Annotated in this window: 25 protein-coding genes; 8 read left to right on the top strand and 17 right to left on the bottom strand. The window is 43.1% G+C overall.

The window, feature by feature from the left end; translation table 11 throughout:
• Positions 1-213: 213 nt before the first annotated feature.
• A complete protein-coding gene (locus tag ACY3LV_RS14440; RefSeq protein ID WP_148963678.1) occupies positions 214-1,098 on the bottom strand; it encodes a nucleotidyltransferase-like protein in 885 nt (294 codons plus the stop codon).
• Positions 1,099-1,304: 206 nt separating this feature from the next.
• On the opposite strand from ACY3LV_RS14440, the gene ACY3LV_RS14445 reads away from it, so the two are divergent.
• On the top strand, positions 1,305-1,658 hold the full coding sequence (locus tag ACY3LV_RS14445) for a YgzB family protein (RefSeq protein WP_464864031.1): 354 nt from the start codon (positions 1,305-1,307) through the stop codon (positions 1,656-1,658).
• A 34-nt stretch (positions 1,659-1,692) separates the two neighbouring features.
• On the opposite strand, the gene perR is transcribed toward ACY3LV_RS14445, so the two are convergent.
• Both perR and bcp read right to left on the bottom strand, forming a co-directional pair.
• Positions 1,693-2,130, bottom strand: coding sequence for a peroxide-responsive transcriptional repressor PerR (gene perR / locus ACY3LV_RS14450; RefSeq protein ID WP_464864032.1), 438 nt, complete (start codon positions 2,128-2,130; stop codon positions 1,693-1,695).
• Positions 2,131-2,244: 114 nt separating this feature from the next.
• On the bottom strand, positions 2,245-2,718 hold the full coding sequence (bcp, locus tag ACY3LV_RS14455; RefSeq protein ID WP_003223280.1) for a thioredoxin-dependent thiol peroxidase: 474 nt from the start codon (positions 2,716-2,718) through the stop codon (positions 2,245-2,247).
• 152 nt (positions 2,719-2,870) lie between these two features.
• On the opposite strand from bcp, the gene ACY3LV_RS14460 reads away from it, so the two are divergent.
• Both ACY3LV_RS14460 and ACY3LV_RS14465 read left to right on the top strand, forming a co-directional pair.
• Positions 2,871-4,160 (top strand): glutamate-1-semialdehyde 2,1-aminomutase, encoded by a 1,290-nt coding sequence (locus ACY3LV_RS14460; RefSeq protein WP_464864034.1) that lies wholly within the window; start codon positions 2,871-2,873, stop codon positions 4,158-4,160.
• Positions 4,161-4,379: 219 nt separating this feature from the next.
• Positions 4,380-5,441, top strand: coding sequence for an aromatic acid exporter family protein (locus tag ACY3LV_RS14465; RefSeq protein WP_148963675.1), 1,062 nt, complete (start codon positions 4,380-4,382; stop codon positions 5,439-5,441).
• Between the two features lie 74 nt (positions 5,442-5,515).
• On the opposite strand, the gene ACY3LV_RS14470 is transcribed toward ACY3LV_RS14465, so the two are convergent.
• The 5 genes from ACY3LV_RS14470 to fabL all read right to left on the bottom strand — a co-directional run bounded on the left by ACY3LV_RS14470 (position 5,516) and on the right by fabL (position 9,528).
• The gene (locus ACY3LV_RS14470; protein ID WP_333562373.1) at positions 5,516-7,258 is read right to left on the bottom strand and encodes an ABC transporter ATP-binding protein; all 1,743 of its coding nucleotides are present in this window, start codon (positions 7,256-7,258) and stop codon (positions 5,516-5,518) included.
• A gap of 87 nt (positions 7,259-7,345) precedes the next feature.
• Positions 7,346-7,876, bottom strand: a complete 531-nt coding sequence (gene ntdP / locus ACY3LV_RS14475; RefSeq protein ID WP_003223272.1) for a nucleoside tri-diphosphate phosphatase — start codon at positions 7,874-7,876, stop codon at positions 7,346-7,348.
• A 144-nt stretch (positions 7,877-8,020) separates the two neighbouring features.
• Positions 8,021-8,281: a YgaB family protein gene (locus tag ACY3LV_RS14480; protein WP_087992627.1), complete on the bottom strand. Its 261-nt coding sequence runs from the start codon at positions 8,279-8,281 to the stop codon at positions 8,021-8,023.
• A 172-nt stretch (positions 8,282-8,453) separates the two neighbouring features.
• Positions 8,454-8,708 (bottom strand): gamma-type small acid-soluble spore protein, encoded by a 255-nt coding sequence (locus tag ACY3LV_RS14485; protein WP_148963673.1) that lies wholly within the window; start codon positions 8,706-8,708, stop codon positions 8,454-8,456.
• Positions 8,709-8,775: 67 nt separating this feature from the next.
• A complete protein-coding gene (fabL, locus tag ACY3LV_RS14490; RefSeq protein WP_087992625.1) occupies positions 8,776-9,528 on the bottom strand; it encodes an enoyl-[acyl-carrier-protein] reductase FabL in 753 nt (250 codons plus the stop codon).
• An 82-nt stretch (positions 9,529-9,610) separates the two neighbouring features.
• Between fabL and ACY3LV_RS14495 the strand changes: the two genes are divergently transcribed.
• Entirely contained in the window at positions 9,611-9,835 is a 225-nt protein-coding gene (locus tag ACY3LV_RS14495; protein WP_148963672.1) for a hypothetical protein, read from the top strand.
• A 6-nt stretch (positions 9,836-9,841) separates the two neighbouring features.
• Here ACY3LV_RS14495 and mutY read toward each other — a convergent pair whose 3' ends face one another.
• Positions 9,842-10,951, bottom strand: a complete 1,110-nt coding sequence (gene mutY / locus ACY3LV_RS14500) for an A/G-specific adenine glycosylase (RefSeq protein WP_148963671.1) — start codon at positions 10,949-10,951, stop codon at positions 9,842-9,844.
• A gap of 215 nt (positions 10,952-11,166) precedes the next feature.
• On the opposite strand from mutY, the gene ACY3LV_RS14505 reads away from it, so the two are divergent.
• The gene (locus ACY3LV_RS14505; RefSeq protein WP_464864035.1) at positions 11,167-12,150 is read left to right on the top strand and encodes a metal-dependent hydrolase; all 984 of its coding nucleotides are present in this window, start codon (positions 11,167-11,169) and stop codon (positions 12,148-12,150) included.
• Here the strand turns inward: ACY3LV_RS14505 and ACY3LV_RS14510 are convergent.
• From ACY3LV_RS14510 to ACY3LV_RS14530, 5 genes are all read right to left on the bottom strand, one after another.
• Positions 12,143-14,728 (bottom strand): YfhO family protein, encoded by a 2,586-nt coding sequence (locus tag ACY3LV_RS14510; RefSeq protein WP_333562147.1) that lies wholly within the window; start codon positions 14,726-14,728, stop codon positions 12,143-12,145. The two genes, ACY3LV_RS14505 and ACY3LV_RS14510, sit on opposite strands and share 8 nt — an antisense overlap.
• Positions 14,729-14,790: 62 nt before the next feature.
• Positions 14,791-15,780: a glycosyltransferase family 2 protein gene (locus tag ACY3LV_RS14515; protein ID WP_333562146.1), complete on the bottom strand. Its 990-nt coding sequence runs from the start codon at positions 15,778-15,780 to the stop codon at positions 14,791-14,793.
• 228 nt (positions 15,781-16,008) lie between these two features.
• A complete protein-coding gene (locus ACY3LV_RS14520) occupies positions 16,009-16,869 on the bottom strand; it encodes an alpha/beta fold hydrolase (RefSeq protein ID WP_148963667.1) in 861 nt (286 codons plus the stop codon).
• Positions 16,856-17,188 (bottom strand): SdpI family protein, encoded by a 333-nt coding sequence (locus ACY3LV_RS14525; RefSeq protein ID WP_148963666.1) that lies wholly within the window; start codon positions 17,186-17,188, stop codon positions 16,856-16,858. Before ACY3LV_RS14525 ends, ACY3LV_RS14520 begins: the two co-directional genes overlap by 14 nt.
• An 85-nt stretch (positions 17,189-17,273) precedes the next feature.
• A complete protein-coding gene (locus ACY3LV_RS14530) occupies positions 17,274-17,792 on the bottom strand; it encodes an SH3 domain-containing protein (RefSeq protein ID WP_333562145.1) in 519 nt (172 codons plus the stop codon).
• Positions 17,793-17,983: 191 nt separating this feature from the next.
• On the opposite strand from ACY3LV_RS14530, the gene ACY3LV_RS14535 reads away from it, so the two are divergent.
• Together ACY3LV_RS14535 and ACY3LV_RS14540 are read left to right on the top strand one after the other, a co-directional pair.
• Entirely contained in the window at positions 17,984-18,196 is a 213-nt protein-coding gene (locus ACY3LV_RS14535) for a helix-turn-helix transcriptional regulator (RefSeq protein WP_087992617.1), read from the top strand.
• Position 18,197: 1 nt separating this feature from the next.
• Complete coding sequence (locus tag ACY3LV_RS14540; RefSeq protein ID WP_333562144.1) at positions 18,198-18,581, top strand: hypothetical protein; 384 nt, start codon at positions 18,198-18,200, stop codon at positions 18,579-18,581.
• A gap of 31 nt (positions 18,582-18,612) precedes the next feature.
• On the opposite strand, the gene ACY3LV_RS14545 is transcribed toward ACY3LV_RS14540, so the two are convergent.
• Positions 18,613-18,882, bottom strand: a complete 270-nt coding sequence (locus ACY3LV_RS14545) for a YfhJ family protein (RefSeq protein ID WP_087992615.1) — start codon at positions 18,880-18,882, stop codon at positions 18,613-18,615.
• A 124-nt stretch (positions 18,883-19,006) separates the two neighbouring features.
• Between ACY3LV_RS14545 and ACY3LV_RS14550 the strand changes: the two genes are divergently transcribed.
• The gene (locus tag ACY3LV_RS14550; RefSeq protein ID WP_010330867.1) at positions 19,007-19,159 is read left to right on the top strand and encodes a small, acid-soluble spore protein K; all 153 of its coding nucleotides are present in this window, start codon (positions 19,007-19,009) and stop codon (positions 19,157-19,159) included.
• A 32-nt stretch (positions 19,160-19,191) separates the two neighbouring features.
• Here ACY3LV_RS14550 and ACY3LV_RS14555 read toward each other — a convergent pair whose 3' ends face one another.
• Positions 19,192-20,385 carry an MFS transporter gene (locus tag ACY3LV_RS14555; protein WP_333562143.1) on the bottom strand — a complete coding sequence of 398 codons (1,194 nt, stop codon included), beginning with the start codon at positions 20,383-20,385 and terminating at the stop codon, positions 19,192-19,194.
• Positions 20,386-20,522: 137 nt separating this feature from the next.
• Positions 20,523-20,843, bottom strand: coding sequence for a YfhH family protein (locus ACY3LV_RS14560; RefSeq protein WP_333562142.1), 321 nt, complete (start codon positions 20,841-20,843; stop codon positions 20,523-20,525).
• Between the last annotated feature and the right edge of the window lies 1 nt (position 20,844).

Consider the following 20,844-nt stretch of genomic DNA (forward strand, 5'->3'; position numbering starts at 1 on the left):
TACGCACATCGCTGTGCGATTTATAAAAAAATGAATTAACAGGTACGTTTTGTCTTGTTTAGTTTTCAAAGATCATTTCCACTTCTTGTTGAAGCGACTTTACTAATATAACATTTTGACTTTCTTTTGTCAAATGTTTTTTAATTTATTTCTCCGCCGCTGTGAGCTCATTTTTCCAGAAGCACATCAGCGACGTTTAATAATATAACACGGTCAAGAATTAGAGTCAACATCTTTTTTAAAAGAATATCCTCGGTGATAGACAGCCTGTCCTTTCGTTTCTATCTGGCAGACGTTAATAAGTCCCTTGTCAGTCAGGTAATCAAGCATAACGCCAAGGTCTTGAGTAAAGTGCTTTAAGTCAGGATGCTGAAGAAGCTCCCCAAATTGCCAAATGTCTTTTTCTTTCATCACCTCAAAAAGATGTGCCGACCCGATATCTGATTTAGAATGGATAAGAAAATCATTTGCTAGAAATAATAATTCAAGTCTTTTTTCCAAGCTCTCGTGACTTTCAATCAGCTCAGAATATAATTTGTATACTTGAGGCTCCATCTGGCGCACTTGGCTCCATACTGTGGTTTCCGGATGGAATCCTCTGTCGATTACTTCTATACGCGCTAAATGATGCAGTGCATGAACAACCGCATTGTAGGCATCTAAAAATTGATTGGCTTCAAAAAAAGCTTTTCCTTCAACATATCTTCTGATTAATTTGCCGTATTCAAGTCCGATCTTCAGTTTACGTTCGGCAAACGGAAATGTATTCAGTCTCTCAATCTGTTCGGCAATGTATTCATTGCGGTCAAACATGACTTTTCCATTTATAATCCAATCTATGATTCTTCTATTTGTCCCGAGCAAAATCCATTCTTGAATCTGAGAATCTGTTACCACATGCAAAGAAGCTGTTTTATGATCAAATTCATAATGCTTTATAAAAACAGGCTCGTCAGCCTCCTTTACAATCACCAGCAAAGCGGCATCAAAGTTATCTGTTAAGGAAGATGTTTTGTTTCTTCTCTCGATCATTATGACAGCCAATGTGTTGGGGTGACTTGCTCTTTCTTGGTAAATTGGACGGAGAAGATTATCCATCACTATTCCTCCAATGCAAATGTTCAATTTTTTATTTTCTATTTGATTCAATTCTATGATTAAAACGAAATTCCTTTATTCTAAACACATTGAACTATTATAAACAATTTCACAGGAAGTCTCCATATGTAAATTCCAGTTCAACCGAAAACATGAAGAAAATCCCATTGGGTTTGTGCTATAGTTAAAGTCAGAGGGGGATGGACATGGCGAAATACTCCAGCAAAATTAATAAAATCAGAACATTTGCGTTAAGTTTGGTTTTCGTTGGGTTTGTCATTATGTACATCGGGATCTTTTTCAAGGAGTCCGTTTTGCTTTCAAGTTTGTTTATGATACTAGGGCTTTTATCCATCGGGCTCAGCACGGTTGTTTACTTTTGGATCGGTATGCTTTCGACCAAAGCGGTCCGCGTCATATGTCCGGGCTGTGAAAAAGAGACAAAGGTTTTGGGAAGAGTAGATATGTGCATGCATTGCAGAAAGCCGCTGACTTTAGATAGGGGCTTAGAAGGAAAAGAATTTGATGAGTCTTATAATAAAAAGAAAATGTCCAAATAAAATAAGCTGACCGTTTCGTACGGTCAGCTTATTTTTAATGGTTTTCTTTTTTTGAACACTCTTGGCAGACGCCGTAAATTTCTAAACGGTGGTGACTTACTTTAAAGCCCGTGACATGGGCAGCAAGCTGCTCCACTTCGTCAAGGCCCGGGTAGTGGAAGTCCACAATTTTGCCGCAGTTTTCACAGATCGCGTGATAGTGATCGGATGTGACAAAATCGAATCTGCTGGAAGCATCACCGTATGTGAGCTCTTTTACCAAACCGGATTCCCGGAACACACGCAAATTGTTATATACCGTCGCTACGCTCATGTTAGGAAACCTCCCTTCCAGAGCTTTATATATATCGTCCGCTGTTGGATGAGCCATAGAGTTAACGAGATATTCCAGAATCGCATGACGTTGAGGAGTAATGCGAACTCCGGTTTCCTTCAACGTTTCTAAGGCTTCTTTTAGTTCATGTGCAGCCATCCGTCATGCACCTCTCTTCTAAAAAAAATTCTTACATTGTAATGTTTATAATTAGTGTAACTCTTTTTACGATAATTTGTCAATTGATATCAGGGTGAAAGTAACCAAATCAGTTTACTTTTCCGACATATCCTTGAGTGTCTGAAGCGCTTCGGCTACATGGTCTTTTACTTTTACCTTTCTCCATTCTTTAACGAGCCGGCCTTCCTTGTCTATCAAAAAAGTAGAGCGTTCAATTCCCATATATTCTTTTCCAAAGTTTTTCTTCAGCTTCCAAACATCAAATGCTTCCGCCAGCTTATGTTCGTCATCAACAAGAAGCAGAAATGGAAGGTTATGCTTCTCTTTAAATTTTCCGTGTTTTTCCTGGCTGTCCGGGCTGACGCCGATAATAACAGCATCAAGTTCAGCGAAGCTTTCATGGCTGTCCCGAAAATCGCATGCTTCAGTTGTGCATCCCGGTGTCATGTCTTTTGGATAAAAGTAAAGCACGATATACTTCCCTTTATAATCCGATAATGTTACTGTTTCCCCATGATCGCCCTTTAACTCAAGATCAGGCGCTTTTTGTCCGATTTCTATAGTCATTGCTTTACCTCCGAATGTTTTTTATTAAGCGTATCCAATTCTTGTCCAGATTACAACCATCGTCCTCTCCATCTTAAGCCCGAATCCGTTGTTCTTATTGGGAAGCATGCTACAATAGAAAGGACGCATGGAGATATAGGAGGTTTTTATTTTTGCATACAAAATCAATTGAACTTCACAACGAGGCATTAGCGCACATTGTCGGCGGAGTAAACAGCCCGTCTAGATCATATAAAGCGGTCGGCGGCGGTTCTCCCGTCGCAATGGAAAAAGCAAACGGCGCTTATTTTTGGGATGTGGACGGCAACAAGTACATCGATTATTTAGCGGCGTACGGTCCGATCATCACAGGGCATGCCCACCCGCATATTACAGAAGCGATTAAAAAAGCGGCAGAGAACGGTGTATTGTATGGAACACCGACGAAACATGAGGTTACATTTGCAAAGATGCTCAAAGAAGCCATTCCTGCTATGGACAAAGTAAGATTCGTTAATTCGGGAACAGAGGCTGTGATGACGACCATCCGCGTGGCTCGCGCATATACAGGCCGGACAAAAATCATTAAATTTGCAGGCTGTTATCACGGGCATTCGGATCTTGTTCTTGTCGCAGCCGGCTCTGGCCCGTCTACTCTCGGCACGCCAGACTCAGCCGGCGTACCGAAAAGCATCGCAAACGAAGTAATCACAGTTCCATTTAATGATATTGACAGCTATAAAGCAGCCCTTGATAAATGGGGCAGTGAAATCGCGGCGGTTCTCGTTGAGCCGATTGTCGGCAACTTTGGAATTGTTGAGCCGAAAGAGGGCTTCTTGGAAAAAGTAAATGAATTGACACACGATGCGGGCGCTCTCGTTATTTACGATGAAGTCATTACGGCTTTCCGCTTTATGTATGGCGGCGCGCAGGATCTCTTACAGGTGAAACCGGATTTAACCGCACTCGGAAAAATTATCGGCGGCGGACTTCCGATTGGCGCCTATGGGGGTAAAAAAGAAATTATGGAGCAGGTAGCTCCACTCGGACCGGCTTATCAGGCTGGAACAATGGCCGGTAATCCCGCTTCCATCCTATCAGGCATCGCTTGTTTGGAAGTGCTCAAAGAGGAAGGCTTGTATGAAAAGCTCGATCATCTTGGCGCTATGCTGGAGGAAGGCATTTTACAGCACGCAGAAACACACGGCATCACGATTACTGTCAACCGGTTAAAGGGTGCACTCACGGTTTATTTCTCTGAGGAGAAAATCGAAAATTACGAGCAGGCTGAACGCAGTGACGGGGAAACATTCGCTACGTTTTTCAAGCTGATGCTGGAACGCGGAATTAATTTAGCACCATCTAAATATGAAGCCTGGTTTATTACAACAGCACACACAGAGCAGGATATTAAAGACACGCTTGCAGCTGTCGAGGATGCTTTTAAACATCTTAAAAACTAGGATTACCCCCCTTGGACAGGAGCATAAAGCTCCTGTTTTTTCATTCATTCCCACAGCGTGTAAGATTTTGGTCTTTTTCTTGAAAAAATAGCTTGAATATTTGTATTGATCCCTGTATATTACTTAATTGTTTAGCAAATAAACTGACCGGGAATTTTAAGGATAGCCCATTTGCTATGTCACATAATTTATTATAGAAAGGAATGCACGCACAAACCAATGAAACTTGGTGCCCGCATTTTCAAAACCGGGATTGCGATTACACTGGCCCTTTATTTGGCTTCGTGGATCGGGCTTCCCACGCCGATTTTCGCTGGGATTGCAGCGATATTTGCGATTCAGCCGTCGATTTACCGCTCTTTTCTTATTATTATTGATCAGGTTCAGGCCAATATTATCGGAGCTGTTATCGCCACAGTGTTCGGCCTTATTTTTGGACCCAGCCCGATTATGATCGGGTTGACAGCAGTTATTGTCATTACAATCATGCTGAAACTTAAAATTGAGCATACAATTTCAATCGCACTTGTAACAGTTATTGCGATTTTAGAAACCGCCGGCGACGACTTTTTAATGTTCGCGCTGATCAGAACAAGCACAGTCATCTTGGGGGTGCTGTCTTCTTTTATCGTCAACCTTGTGTTTTTGCCTCCTAAGTACGAAACAAAGCTGATTCATAATACCGTTGAAAATACAGAAGAAATTATGAAATGGATCAGGCTGAGCATGCGGCAGTCAACAGAGCATTCGATTTTGAAAGAGGATATTGAAAAGCTGAAAGAAAAAATGATCAAGCTTGATCAGACTTATCTTCTATATAAAGAAGAAAGAAGTTACTTTAAGAAAACGACTTATGTGAAATCAAGAAAGCTTGTCCTGTTCAGACAGGCAATTATTACTGGAAACAGAGCGCTTGATACATTGAAGAAGCTGCATCGTCTGGAAAACGACATCTATCATATGCCGGAAGAGTTTCAGGAAACTCTGACTGAAGAGCTTGATTACCTGCTTTACTGGCATGAACGGATTTTGATGCGGTTTGTCGGAAAAATCAAGCCGCATGATGACACAGATGAAGAAGGCATTCAATATAAACAGCTTTTAACAAAGTCATTTTTAAAAAATCAGCAGAACACAAATGATGAGCTTATTGATTACAACATGCTCAATATTATGGCAAGTGCCGTAGAGTATCGCGATCAGCTTGAACATTTAGAAACTCTGATCACAAGTTTTCAAACGTATCATCCGAAAGACTGCGAAATAGAGACAGAAGAGTAACCCGGTTGAACAGCCGGGTTTTTAATATACAAAAAAATCTTATACCCTTCGTTGAAAGGATATAAGATTGATGTTCAGCTCAAATTTTGAATAGTAAATAAGTGTTTGTACTGACTGTCATAGTCCATGAGTTCATGATGGGTTCCTGTTTCGGTGATTGTGCCGTTTTCCATAACCACAATCTTATCCGCATGTGTGATGGTCGATAAGCGGTGGGCGACAACAAAGGTTGTTCTGTCCTTTGCCAGTTTGTCCATCGCTTCTTGAATGTAATGCTCACTTTCCAGATCAAGAGCTGATGTCGCTTCATCTAAAATGAGGAGCGGCGGATTTTTCAGAAATACTCGCGCGATTGAGATCCGCTGCTTTTGTCCGCCTGACAGCTTAACGCCTCTTTCACCTACCCGGGTCTCATACCCTTCTGGGAAACTCATAATAAATTCATGGGCATTGGCAGCTTTAGCGGCTTCGATAATCTCTTCCAGCGTGGCATCAGGTTGGCCGATTGCGATGTTTTCCCGAATCGTTTCGCTGAATAAAAAGGTATCCTGAAGCACCATACCAACCTGGTTGCGAAGGCTTCTCGCTTCATAATCGCGAATATCTGTCCCGTCAATCAGCAGTCTGCCGCTTGTCACATCATAAAATCTCGGAATCAGGCTGACGAGTGTGGATTTGCCTCCTCCGCTCATGCCCACGAGAGCTACGGTTTCTCCTCTATTTACCTTTAAAGAGACATCATGGAGAATGTTTTCTTTTTCCTTTTCATATTGAAAAGAAACGTTTTGAAATTCCACTTCTCCGCGAATCCGGCGGGCCTTAATGGCATTTGGTTTGTCAGTGAGTTCATAAGGCTCGTCAATAAATTCAAACACCCTGTCCATTGATGCGATTGACTGTGTCAATGTTGTAGAGGAATTAATCAGCCTTCTAACAGGGTTGTACATTCTGTCAATATATCCGACAAACGCGACCATTGTGCCGACTGTCAGCGGCCCATTAATGACAAAATAGCCAGCGCACGCAATCACGATGAGCGGTGCCAAATCTGTAATGGTATTAACGACCGCAAAGGTTTTGGCATTCCAATTCGTGTGGCTGATGGCTTTATTTAAGAAATGGCTGTTTTTCTCATTAAAATTAGCCTGTTCATGATCTTCTATCGCAAAACTTCTGATGACCGGCATGCCTTGAATGCGCTCGTGCAAATGCCCCTGCACTTGAGCTAGCGCCTGCGAGCGCTCCCTTGTCAGCTTTCTTAAACGGCCGTAAAAATACTTCACTGATATGCCGTATAGTGGGAATAATACGATAGAGATCAGCGTTAATTTAATGTCCAGTGTCAGCATGATAGAGATTACAATCAAAATCGTCAGCATATCAAGCCATATATTCATCAGGCCTGTAATGACAAAATCCTTTGTTTGTTCCACATCATTGATCACTCGCGAAATGACTTCTCCTGTTCTTGTATTCGCATAAAAACGAAGGCTCAGTTTCTGTATATGGTCAAACAGCTTGGCTCTTATATCGTAGAGCACCTTGCTGGCTGTCCACTGGGCAAAATATTGCCTATAGTATTCAACAGGCGGGCGCAAAATTAAAAATAAGGCGAACATAATCGCCATAATGGTGAACAATGACGTTGTTTTGTCACTGGCCGTGCCGCCTCCTTGAATAATGTCGTCAACTACGTACTTCAGAAGCAATGGGAGAGCAAGCGGAATGGAGAATTTTACAATCCCGATTAACACGGTAACGAAAATTTGCTTCTTATAAGGTTTGACGAACTGCATGTAGCGTTTCATAACCCCCACGTTGATTCCCCCTCTCTCTTTACCATGATGTGTGTGAGCCCATGTGAAAAACCTGTTGTACCCCGCAACAGGTTTTTTACGTAACCATTATTTTGTATAGCGCAAATACCGTTCATACCACATATCGACAAACTCGGGAGCAAACGGTCCCTGACGCTGGTGAATCCAATGGAGCAGCGTGTTTAGGTAGTCTCTTAAAATACTGTCGATTTCTTTTGGATAATTCATGGCTTTCCGATGATCATCATATTCGTCTTCATCGAGAATATTGTAGGTCATGTCAGGAAAAACCTTAACATCTAAGTCATAATCAATATATTTAATTGCTTCGCCATCGTAGGCAAATGGAGAACTGATATTACAATAGTAATGAACTCCGTCTTCCCTCAGCATCCCGATGACATTAAACCATTGTCTTGCGTGAAAATAACAGATTGCGGGCTCTCTGGTTATCCATGTCCGGCCGTCTGATTCGGTAACCATCGTCCGGTCATTGGCTCCAATGACACACATTTCTGTACTTTTTAAGATTGTCGTCTCATTCCAAATTCTATGAATCAGCCCGTTATGCTTATAGCTGTGAATTTGAATGGTTTCTCCTTCCTTGGGATAGCCCATATTTCTCCCCTACTTTCTATAAAGCCCTACAGTTAGTATGTCCAAATTTTGCTTACCGACAACGTCTTTTACCTATTATAACGTTACAAATTGAAAAATGAAAATAAAAGAGCCATTCCGGCCGGGGAATGGCACATTCCTGCTCTACACAAAGGAAGACGGCTTTTCTGAGCTGCGATATGAACGAATCACCTGCTCTGTCTGTTTTTGAAACATATCCTTTATATCGGCAAGATGTTTCCGTTTTACCGCAATTTCATTCTGAATACCGCGCAGCCTTGCATCTCTTTCCAAATGCCGGAGTTCTGCTTCAATTTGTTTGCAGCGGTCGAGCTCTGATTGGAGCTCGAGAAGCTTGTCCATCGTTTTCATCTGTTCACTTACGAGCTTTTCAAATTCCGTCATCGGTTCCTCCTTCAGCCTGGTGAAAGTCTAAACGTTTCCTCCTTTCATTATTTCGATCTCAAGAAAGCAAACCCTTTGACTCATTCTGTAGACCTTGCACAAGTTTTGTCGTTTTACAAACAGAAAAAAGCACTTTCACCCGAAGATGAAGTGCTTTTTTCTGTTTCAGTGATTAGCTGTTTTGTTGTTTGTTTTGTTCAGCAGATTGGTTTTGCTGTCTTACCTGCTGTACGTTTGTTTCGCTAGCGAATTCAGTGCCGAATTGGCCTTGTTGGCCAGCAGCTGATTGCTGGTTTTGTTTTCTGACTTGCTGAGCGTTTGTTTCGCTAGCAAATTCAGTGCCGAATTGGCCTTGACCAGCAGCTGATTGTTGATTTTGTTTTTTGACTTGTTGTGCGTTTGTTTTGCTGAAATTTTGGTTTGCCATTGTTATCACCTCCACGGTCATTAGAATGTGCAGGTGACGGTATGGCTATTCCTCTTTTTTAAAAATTTTAAACGAGCAGCGAGCGTCCGCCATCGATGATAATGGTCTGTCCGCGAATCATGTCAGCCTTAGATGACACTAAAAATTCGACAGTATCAACCATGTCTTTAATCTCAACCATGCGTCCTGCCGGCGTGTTTTGACGCGCATCCTCGAGCAGGTCTTCTCTATTCGGGAAGTGTTTGAGCGCGTCTGTGTCAATCGCTCCGCCCGATACGGCATTGACGATAATTTGTTTTGGAGAAAGCTCAACCGCGAGATAACGGGTTAACGCTTCTAATGCCGCTTTAGATACCCCAACTGTCGTGTAGTTTTCCAGGTAGCGGATAGAACCTAGTGAACTGATGCTGACGATATGCCCGCCTCCGTTCTTTTCCATTAGCTTGGCCGCTTCCTGAGCGCAGAAAAGCAATGCCTTCGCATTAATGTTCATCGTCCAATCCCAGTGTGTTTCTTCTAATTCCATGACAGGTCTCAGGACGCCTGAAGCGGCATTATTAACAAAAACATCAAGTCTGCCGAACGTTTCTTCAATTTGCTGAAACATTTCTTTGATTTTTGCCTGCTGTCCTACGTTTGCTTTTACGACAAGCACTTTGACACCAAGCTTTTCGATTTCTTCCGCTGTTTCCAAAGCTGCTTTTTTGCTGCGTGCATAGTTAATGACGATGTTATAACCGTTCTCAGCGAGCCTGATCGCTGCCGCTTTTCCGACACCTCGGCTGCTTCCTGTTACGAGTGCGCATTTATTTTGTTCCATTTTTTCCTCATCTCCTTGTAGCGTATAGTTCTTTTATTTCCACAAACAATAATGACAAGAACGTAAAGGGGGATCTTCTGTTATGTATGTCGGACGTGATATGAGCGAATTAAACATGGTTTCCAAAAAAGATTGGAAGAACAGTGAACTCGCCTATTTTCATCATGCCTTTCAGCAAATTATGCCTTATTTAAACGAAGAAGGCCAATCAAAATACCGGGAATTAGCGCAAGAAATTGAAGCGCGAGGCGGGATGAAACGAAATGAAGCGGACTACACCCACGGCACGCGCGTCACTTACGATTAAGAACGTTTACGGAGCAGCCGTGTATTCGGCTGCTTCCACTGCCATCTTCCAGATTTTTTGATGTGACACCGGGAACGCAAATTGTTCAAGCTCTTCTTTCGTTACTTTTTTCAGCTTTGCGGAATCCGACACTTGTTTTACTTTACCGAAAAACACAGAAATATTCCATACCAGGTGGGTGAAAACGTGCTCGACTACACCTTGCAGATCACTGATGTCAGCTTGTATCCCACATTCGGTTTCCAAAAATGCAATGAGCTGTTCACGCTCGGTTTTGATTCCTTTTTGTGTTTCAAGATTAGGGAATTCCCACAGGTTGGCGAGCAAACCTTTTGACGGGCGTTTGTGTATATACACTTGTCCGTCTTCATCAGTCAGAACGATCGCGGCCATTGATTTGACCCCTGGCTTTTTCTTTTTGCTTTTTACGGGAAGTTCCCGTTCAGTGCCTTCTTCAAATGCTGAGCAATGCTGCTGAACCGGGCATAGCAGGCATGAAGGTGATTTCGGCGTACAGATCAAGGCTCCAAGCTCCATCAGGCCTTGATTAAATTCAGATGGTTTTTCTTTTGAAATAAATGCACGAACTGCATCTTCAAAGATCGTCCTTGTTTTTGGTTTGGCTATGTCATCCCAAATGGAAAGAATTCTGGACATGACACGCATCACATTTCCGTCAACCGCAGGGACGGGTTTATTGTAGGCGATGCTGAGCACAGCTCCCTTTGTATAAGGGCCGACGCCTTTTAAGCCGCCAAAATCTTTCTCGTCTGGAGGAACAATGCCCCCGTATTCCTGTTTCACTTCTTTTACCGCGCTTTGCAGATTTCGGACTCGCGAATAATAGCCGAGTCCCTCCCATGCTTTCAGCACTTTTTCTTCATCAGCATCAGCGAGCGCTTCCACTGTCGGGAATTGTTCCACAAACCGCAGAAAATAAGGAATCACTGTATCTACTCTTGTTTGCTGCAGCATCACTTCAGATACCCACACTTTATATGGATCTTGATCCTCTCTCCACGGCAGAATGCGCTGCTCTCGTTCGAACCATGAGATTAAATCATCGCGAAATTGCTGTATGTCTTTTTGTTTTAATTTGTCTTCAAGTACGTTCATATGTGTTTCTCCCCAGTCTTTCGCGCCCCGCTTTTCTTTAGACTGTTTTTTGTTGTACACTAAGGGCACAGTACGATAATATGTTACATTAAATAGAAGTAAAGAAAAAGCGGAAACATATGAGAACGATTAAATCGGTTGAAAAATTGGGTATATGAAAATGGGGAATATCTTATAAAGTCAATGTGCAGGACAATCCTGCAAGGAGGTCACCTATGGATACGGGCACACATGTCGTCATGGGCATCGCACTTGGCGGTATTGCGACGCTTGATCCTGTTGTCGGATCAGATCCGGCAATGGCTCACGCTGTTATGATCGCAACGCTTGCGGGCTCTCAGGCTCCGGATATTGATACTGTGTTAAAGCTTAAAAATAATGCTGTTTATATAAGAAATCACAGAGGATTTACCCATTCAATTCCCGCTGTTTTGTTTTGGTCTGTGATCATCCCGGCCATTCTGTATTTATTTTATCCGCAGGGCGATTTTCTGCATCTGTGGCTATGGACGCTGCTGGCAGTCGTTCTGCATGTTTTTGTTGATATTTTTAACGCATACGGAACACAAGCCATACGTCCGTTTTCGAAAAAGTGGGTTGCGCTCGGGCTGATTAATACGTTTGATCCGTTTATTTTTATCAGTCATCTGGCGGCTATTGCGATATGGTATGCGGGCGGCAGTCCCGGCATCACGTTTCTCAGCTTATATATCATATTGGCAGGTTATTATATGGTGCGCCTTATCATGCAGCTGAGAATTAAACGGAAGCTTCATGAGATGATTCATGATGAAATCGAAAGCATCATTATTTCTCCGACGATGAAATTCAGGCAATGGCGGGTCGCAGTTACGACAGCCCATGCTTTCTATGTGGGAAGAAGCATGGAAGGGCATGTCGTGATTCTGGATACGTTTAATCGGGTGCCTGTTCCTGAAACCGAAGTGATGCATGCGGCAAAGCAGGATGATAACATTGCGGCGTTTCTGTCATTTTCTCCTGTTTACCGATGGGAAGTGGATACGTTTAAAGATCATTATGAGGTGAGATTTATTGACCTGCGTTACCGAAGCAAAGGCCATTATCCGTTTGTGGCCATCGTTAATATCGGCCATGATCTCAAGATTCGCTCATCCTATACGGGATGGATATTCAGCGAAGAAAAACTCCAGAAAAAATTAAAGCTCGGCTCTATTTAGAGCCGGGCTTTTTTCGCCTTATATATAAAACAGCAAGCAGCAGACTGACGAGAGATATGAGCGCCGATCGTTTAAAGTATGGCGGATAGTAGGCAAGCTCAATGTGATTGTCTCCCTTTTGCGCCTTAAAGCCTATGAAAGCATAGTCCGCTTTTTCGATCGTCTGTGGTTTCCCGTTAATCTTCAGCTCCCAGCCTTTTTCATAAGGAATGGGAAGCATGATGTACTTGTCTTTTGACAGATGATAGGCAAACATCAGTTTGTTTTTATCCCATTTCAGATTGTCTGCTTCTTCTGTTTTATTTTTCCGCACAGCGCTTTTCAGTATTTGATAATTTTCTTCGTAGAGCGCTATGTTTCTCAGTTCATATGATCCTTTCGGAAGCTTGATCGAGATATGCCCTGATTTAGGCACTCTGACCGTGATATCATTTACTCCGGTTTTATAAATCGATTGGTTCGATTTCCTTGTTGTGGCATAATCATTGACTCTTAACGTAAATCCTTTGTCTTTTGCTTTGCTTTTCAAATAAAAGCTGACATAGTAGTCTCCCGGAGAGGATGACGCCTCTTGCGGGGTAATGATCAGTTCTCCTCCGTTTTCTCCAGTCACAGTGAGCAGTCCGTTTTGATACTGGGCATGCTTTGCGGTGATGTCCGACTTGTGAACCAGATTGGCCAGTTTTGGTGCCTGCTCCGTTTTCCCCGTTGGATCTGCTACTACAATTCCTTGCAGCATCGCCTGTTCTTTCACAAGAGCGGGCAATTTGTCCAGCTCGGTTTCGCTGTATATGGCATCGGCTGTTTTGACAAAAGGGAGCATGTATTGATTTTCATAAACCGCATAATGCTCTGATTCCAAGTGCTTTTTGAAGCCGTACGGGACATTGGCTTCGTTTGTTTTTTCCGTCATGTAATATTTTCCGTAAAGCAGGCTGTATAAATTCGCCCTGTCTCCCAATGACGCATAACGGCTGACGCTTTCCCTCCCCATATCGATGCTCAAATCATTCCAATAAAAGGTCAGCAGATGTTTGTTTAAAATGCTGGAATAAGCGCTGAAGCCATTAAACCCGTAAATGATTGGCGTGTTATTGCGGACCCCGTTCATCCAGTCGATTCTCATGAGCGGATCATCGTCTTCCTTCTGTAAACGCTTGATGAGCTCAGAAGATTCTTCCCCTCTATACTCCTCACCCGTTAGATATGCTCTTGTCACTCTGTCCAGACCGCCGCCTTCTGAGAGTGCGTATTTTTGATAGGTGTTGGCGACAAGCAGTGAAGAAAGAATGACCACACCGTACACAGCTACCGTTGCCCGTTTTTTCGCAATGGCTGAAGTAAACAAGGCAGCGATTGTCAGGAATAAAAGTAATAGAATCCATTCATTCACAGGCTTCCATATATCAAGCTTATACCTTTGGATATGATATAAGTACAGAAGCAGGACAACGGACGCAGCCGGGAGCAGTTCTTTCCATTTCAGTTCAGACACCTGTGAAAGTCCCCCCGCAACCGCTCCCGCAATGGTAAAGGCCAGAACATATTCAAACCGGTTTTGCGGGGCGGAAAAGCCGTTAAATGCGCTTGCCGCATACGGACTGAAATGAAACAGAATAAACAGCAGGCTCAATCCGGCAAAAAGACGAAACACGCGTTTTTTGTAAAAAGAAACAATAAATAAAAACAGCAGAAAGGCAGCCGGCAAAATGATGATCCGGCTTGTAAATAAGATATTATCATCGAAATTAAGCCACTCTATGTTCTGGCTGTACGGAGGGCGCAGGTTGTTTAAATAACCGTATACCACCGGCATAAACGCGGCCGCACTAATACCAAAAGAAATCAGGCCTGAAACGACAAACATTCTGCATTGAATCCATCTTTTCTCTTCATGCTTTTCCAGCCGGATGAGCCATCTGAACAGCACGTAAATTCCGATGAATATAAAGTTTATGTATGCAAAGTAAAAATTGTTGATTAACGTCAGCGAAGACGCAATGATAAACCATGCCGGACGCCGTTCCCTAATGACTTTTTCCGCTCCGAGCACTAACAGCGGAAGCCAGATCATTGTATCGGTAAAAAATTCCCAATACGCTTCGTGCCGGAAATAAATGATTGAGGTACCATATAATACGGCCCCCGTAAACGACGCCGCTCTGTGTTTGAGAAGATAGTGAAAAACAGAAGCGGCCGTAAAGATGATCAGGCTCAGTTTAAAAATACTGATAAAAACAGCTGATTCCGCCCAAAAAAGCGTATCCGCTTCTCCGATCAGCTGGACGGCTTGAAGCAGCCAAACGACGGCGGACGCCGCAAGAAAAAGAAAGGAAGCAGAAAAATAATAGCCAAGCTGACTGAACGTGCCGCCGCCGAGTCCGAATGAATAATTATAAAAAAGATTCCCATGTGTATATTGTTCAAATAATATTTTTTTAAATACGATCATTTGCGCAAGCCCGTCACCAGGACCTGTCATATATCTGCCGTTCGTCCATTCTTTCACAAAAAAAGCGTGTGCCAGAACGGAAACCAGTAGACTGGCCGCATAGATCATGACATATTTTCTTTTCATATGAATTCTCCAGTCTTGCTTTTGAGATGGTAAACAGGCAAAAAAAGCACCGCTCGGTGATTTCAGTGCATTTTTGTCAGGCGCCGCATGCTTTTCAGTTCGTTCGTTTCAGGTATGTCTTTGTTCGGGATATTCGCTTCTTTAATCAAATAATGCGGGCGTTTTTTTGTTTCATAATAGATTCGCCCGATATATTCGCCTATGATTCCGAGGCTTAACAGCTGTACTCCGCCGAGAAATAACACTGCTGAGATAATCGTGAAATATCCGGGCACAGAAATGCCGTTTGTCAAAATTTTAAAAAATGTGGCAATGATATAAATGATGGAAAGCAGTAAGATGAAAATGCCGGTATAAAAGCATATTCTCAACGGCTTATGATTAAATGAAACGACGCCATCCATTCCGTAGTTAAACAGACTGCTGAACGACCATTTTGATGTGCCGTTTTTTCTTTCAACATTTTCATAAAACACGATTTTCTGATCGAAGCCGATCCAGCAAAACAGACCTTTTGAAAAGCGGTTGCCCTCGCTCAGCTTCAAAAGAGCGTCCACAGCTTGGCGGCTTAACAGCCGAAAGTCTCCAACACCGTCACGCAAATCAACCTCCACCGCTTTATTGATGAATTTGTAATACAGAGATGACAGGAATGAGCGGACAGGGCTGTCGCCTTTTCTGTTCCTTTGGGCAATGACTTGATCATAGCCTTCTTCGTAGCCTTTGATAAACTCCTTCAACAAATAGGTCGGATGTTGCAGGTCTGCGTCCATGACAATTACCGCTTCGCCTTGAACATGCTCAAAGCCCGCCAGAATCGCAGCTTCTTTTCCAAAGTTCCGTGAAAAAGATATGTATTTAACACGGCTGGATACGGCTGCTAAATCTTTGATCTGCTGAAGCGTGTCATCGACACTTCCGTCGTTTATGAAGAAAATTTCATAGTCATAATGAATGCTCTTGAATTCCTTTTTCAAGGATTCATGAATGAGTTTGACATTATACCCTTCATTGTAAGACGGGATAATAATCGAGATTAAACCTTGTTTCATTAAGGCACCTTCTTTTTATATTCTTTTTAAGCACTGCCTTAGGGGAGTTTTACACAAATCTTCAGTAAGGCTATTCCTTTTTTAAAAGTCGTTTAAACCTGTTTTTTGTTACATTTTATGGTGACATTCATGATTTTTAATGTTATTTTGTCATGTTTAAAACAGACTATGAAAAAAACGCACAGAAAAAGTCTGCCATTACGACAGACGATTGGGAGACATTCTGGCTTATATTTTTTTAAGATATTCGAGAATAAGCTGATTGACGATGGCTGGTTTTTCGTGGTTAATCCAATGGGAAGCTTCATCAACAAAAATGAGATGCCCATTCTGGCAATGCCTTGCCGTTTCTTTCGCAAGCTTTCTGCTTAAAAAGCGGTCTTCCATTCCCCAGATCATCCGGTAAGGTGCTGTTTCACAAGTTGCTTTCTCTGATAGGCTTCCTTTTCTGAGGGCTCTGTACCAGTTCAGCATAGCCGTCAGCGCGCCAGGCTGTTTCCACGCTTCTTTGTACCTGCTGACATCCTCGGACGAAAAAAGCTCAGGACGTGTCGATAATCCAATCGCTTGATCTAATGTTTTATAATCATTTTCCTTTAGTGATGCCTCCGGTATGTCAGGCAGCTGGAAGAATGCGATGTATGAGCTTTTCAGCCACTGTGGAGGATAAACCGGCGTTATACTTTTCATGATATGTGGATGCGGGATGTTAATGGCGATCAGCTTTTCAAGATATTCGGCGCGTGTTGAAGCCAGATGCCATGCGACAGCTCCTCCCCAGTCATGCCCGATAACAATTGCTTTTTCATCTGTGAATTGGGTGATAAGCCCGATGATATCATCTCTTAATGTATCAATCCGATATGATTCAATTCCCTCCGGTTTATCACTGAGATTGTAGCCTCGCTGATCAGGGGCAATGACTCGGTAACCCGCATCGGCGAGCGGTTTGATTTGGTTTTTCCAGCCGTACCAAAACTCAGGAAATCCATGGAGCAGGACAATTAACGGGCCGTCCTCCGGCCCTGCGGCTGCAACGTGGAGCGTGATTCCATTTGTTTTGACAAACTGGCATTTAACTCCGTCCACTTCTATCTCCTCCTTGACTGTGCGTCATGTTTTTCAGCCTTTTCTCCGTTAGCATCATTGTGATGACACAGGCCGTTACCAGAAGGCTAAGCTGAAGAATGATCAAGTTTGACTTCAGCAGCACACCCATTCCCGCAATCAACAAGCCTGACAGGATCATCAATGATGCACTGTAACGGTTCGCTTCATTCCATAATTTTTCATCTGACATTGAGCGTCTCGTTCTATATCCGTACACACTGTTGATGGATTTGGGAGGAAACAGCTTGGTCAGAATACCTGCTATGACCATAAGGCCTCCGCCTACTAAACCAGCCATATCATCATCTCCTTTCTCATTGTTACGTGCAGAAAGAAGAAATGTTTCATACTCAGGCAAAAAGACAAGCAACGGCCTGCCTTTTTTATTGTAGTTGTAAGTCCTTTGTCTGAACATAGCCTATGACTCCGCCGTAATCAACAAATGCCCAGGTGAAGTCAAATCCGCCGTTTTCACTGAATCCCCATCCGAGTAATGTTACCTCTGTTCCAGATGAGAGCTGTTTGGCTTTTCCGTTTTCGGGTGTCGGTGCATAGAAGGCTGTCTGTTTTGCCGTTTTCACTTGGCTCTCGGTTTTCATTAAGAAGTGTGTTGAAATATATGCTTTTTTTCCTTTGAAGTGAATTTGAGCCCAATCGGCATTTGCGAAACTATTGACTGTAACTTTTTGTTCTGATGATAAAGTGCCAAGAATTTTGCCTTTATGATTTGGCTCAGTCCGGACATTCAGCTTTCCTGCTTTTATGATGTAAGAATCGGATGATGGCATGCTGACAGATATGTTGTGAAGGGGCGCAGCTTTTGCTGCGGGCACGGAGTGAAGTGCTGTAAAACCCAGTCCTGCTGCAGCTGTTAAAGCGAGCATTACTTGTTTCTTTTTCATACAAAGCTCCTCCTCGCAATTTGACCAAGATATAGGTGGTATTCCCTGATTGACAGGCGGGTGAAACACATATTGTTTATTTTTTTATCCTGTTAAGGTAATTTTAAGAAATGTAAGGTATACATTACGTACTAATTCCTGTATCGTTATTTTTGTAAAGTAGACGTTACATATAGAGAGGATCTATCAAGATGAAGCACGGGGTGCGCAATTGCGTAAAAGAATACAGAAAAGACAAAGGATGGACACAGGACCAGCTTGCAGAACAAATCCAAGTCACAAGACAGACAATTATCGCGATTGAAAAACAAAGATATGAACCTTCAATTGGTACTGCAATTAAATTATCTACCGTGCTGAACTGCTCATTAGATCAATTATTCTGGATAGAAGGAGAAAGGTAATATGAACATGACGTATCGTACCGGATTATTTTTTCAAGCACTGCTTCCTATTTTATTATATGTCCTTTATTGGTATGCACCTTCAAGGTTGACACTTATATTAGCAGTTATTGGAACTTCTAGGTTACTCTATTCTGCCCTGCGTATCCATAAAAATAAACTATGGAGAAAAGTACATTTGCAAAATGACCAGCGAACTCGATCAAATTCTCATTTTGCCGGTTACATATCTCATTGGGTAATGATTGTCGTTTTACTTCTAGGGGTTGTTTTGATTCATCAGTCTATGCTTCCTCTATCATATCTGCAGCTGATTACTTATACTGCTCTTCTTGGTTTTTTAATTAGAATGGTGGTCAAAGATGTACTGAATACAAATGTATAAAAAAACCTGCCGGATGATAACGGCAGGTTTTTTAATGCAAAAGGCCTCTGCTTTGGTTTAAGTAATCATTCACGTTGTCACGGGAGCTTTGGAAAAGGTGGAGCTGGCCGCCATAGTTTTCGATCCATTGTATGACGATTTTTTCGGTCATTTTTTCACCCTGGTAGGCGTGTCCGGCTTTTGCATAGGTTGCTTCGAAGTCGCTCCATAACAACTCCACCCATGTTTTTGCCTGTATATAGCTGATCATCTCGTTCTTTTCCAGAAGCAGATTTGTCAGTTTCTCAATGTACGTATTCATGTGTGCAGTCTCCTTTCTTCAGGAAAAAAATGACGCTTTAAAACGTGCTGTTCTCCATATACTAACCTTACGTCTTCATCTGGAAAGACGCAACTTTTTGATCTCGAACCTAGGGGGAAATGACATGGTCCGGAATAAAGAAAAAGGATTTCCTTACGAAAACGAAAACAAATTTCAGGGTGAACCGAGAGCAAAGGACGACTATGCTTCAAAGCGTGCTGACGGTTCAATCAATCAGCATCCTCAAGAAAAAATGAGAGCCTCCGGCAAACGGTAAAGAAGAACAGCTGCATGCGCTGCAGCTGTTTTTCACCCTTTATTGACCTGATACTCATAGACGCTCTTCTTTTCTGATAAGTGGGCAAGGGTTGAAAGCACGAGTCCGCATGCGGTCATAAGCGCTCCGCCCGCAAACAGCCAGGAATAAGAACCTGTTCCGCTCAAAATCATCCCGCCGATCCACGCACCGAGCGCATTAGCAAGGTTAAACGCCGACACGCTGACAGCGGCGGCAATCGTTGTGCCGCTCTCAGAAGAGGAAATGACCTTCGTTTGCAGCAGAGGCGGTGTGCCGAATGCGCAAGCTCCAAATAAGAATGTTGCAACAATGGCTGCGGCCGGGTAAATGGCGATGTAAGGAAATACAGTCAGGACACCGATCAACCCGATCATCACACCGATCATCGTCCGAGTGAGCAGAGGTAGCGGCACTTTTCCCGCAAAGAAATTCCCCGCAACGCCTCCCAATCCGTACGCAAAGAGAGCGCCTGTAATGCCGACTGTGCTGAATCCGGCTGAATGTCTCAAAATGGGTTCGATAAAGGTGTAGGCGATAAAGACGCCGGAATAGCCTAAAATCGTAATCGCGAAGGAATACAGCACTTGTTTGTTTTTAAATACCCCCCACTCATTCATAATCAAGGGGATCACTTTTGGTTTTCTGTTCGGCACGGCAGCCATGAGGCCCAAGAATCCAATGCCCCCAAGTGCGGTAATGATAGAAAATACTGCTCGCCAATTCAGGACATCTCCGAGATAAGAGCCGAAGGGAACACCAAGCATCAGAGCCACTGTCAGTCCGCCGTTCATTGAGGCTGCGGCTGCGGCACGCTTTTCCGGCGGAACCATTTCACTGGCAAATACCATGGCGATCGCAAAGAAAGCGCCGTGAATGGACGCGGATAAAATTCTTGAGACGGCCAACACCGCAAAATTAGGTGCCAGCGCGCGCATCAGGTTTGAAAGGATAAAAATCGCCATCAGCCCAAGCAGCACAGGCTTTCTCGGGAGCTTGACGGAAATGATGGTGACGAGCGGGCCTGTCAGACAGACGCTTGCCGCATAGGCCGTGACAAGAAGCCCCGCGGATGAAACCTGTATATGAAAGTCATTGGCAATCGACGTCAAAATCCCCATCACGGCGTATTCTGTGTATCCGATTGAGAATGTACAAATCATAAGAACAAAAATAATAAATTTCACTGATGGGTTTTTGATACTCAACGTCAATCGCCTCCTTCAATTTTAAAAAACAACGAGGTTCATCTTAAAAGATTTTTGGAGTGGATTCAATGATTTTTTCTTTAAGGTTCAGTGTAAATGTGCTGCAAATAAAAAGAGGCTGATATTCAGCCTCCCTGTTACACTTGCTTCTTTTTTTGCAATACTGAGATTGGTAGCGCTTCTTCTCGCTGAGGAGACGAGGTTCTGTATCCCCATGCGAAAACGCCATTTAAATAACTGATGGTAAACTCGTCCTCAGTGTCTTCCACACGATACGTTTCTCCCGGTGAGAAATCTTCCGGGTTCAGCAAATATGCTTTTGCCATCGTAATTTTCCGTTCGAGCACTGCCAGTTCATTGATGATTCCGTGCTGTTCGGCTTTTCTTGCTTTTTCTGAAAGTGATGCGATTTCGGTATTGAGTTCGTGCGGTGTCATTTGACTGTATCGTTTCTCCATT

This window comes from Bacillus sp. 11C (assembly GCF_055486375.1).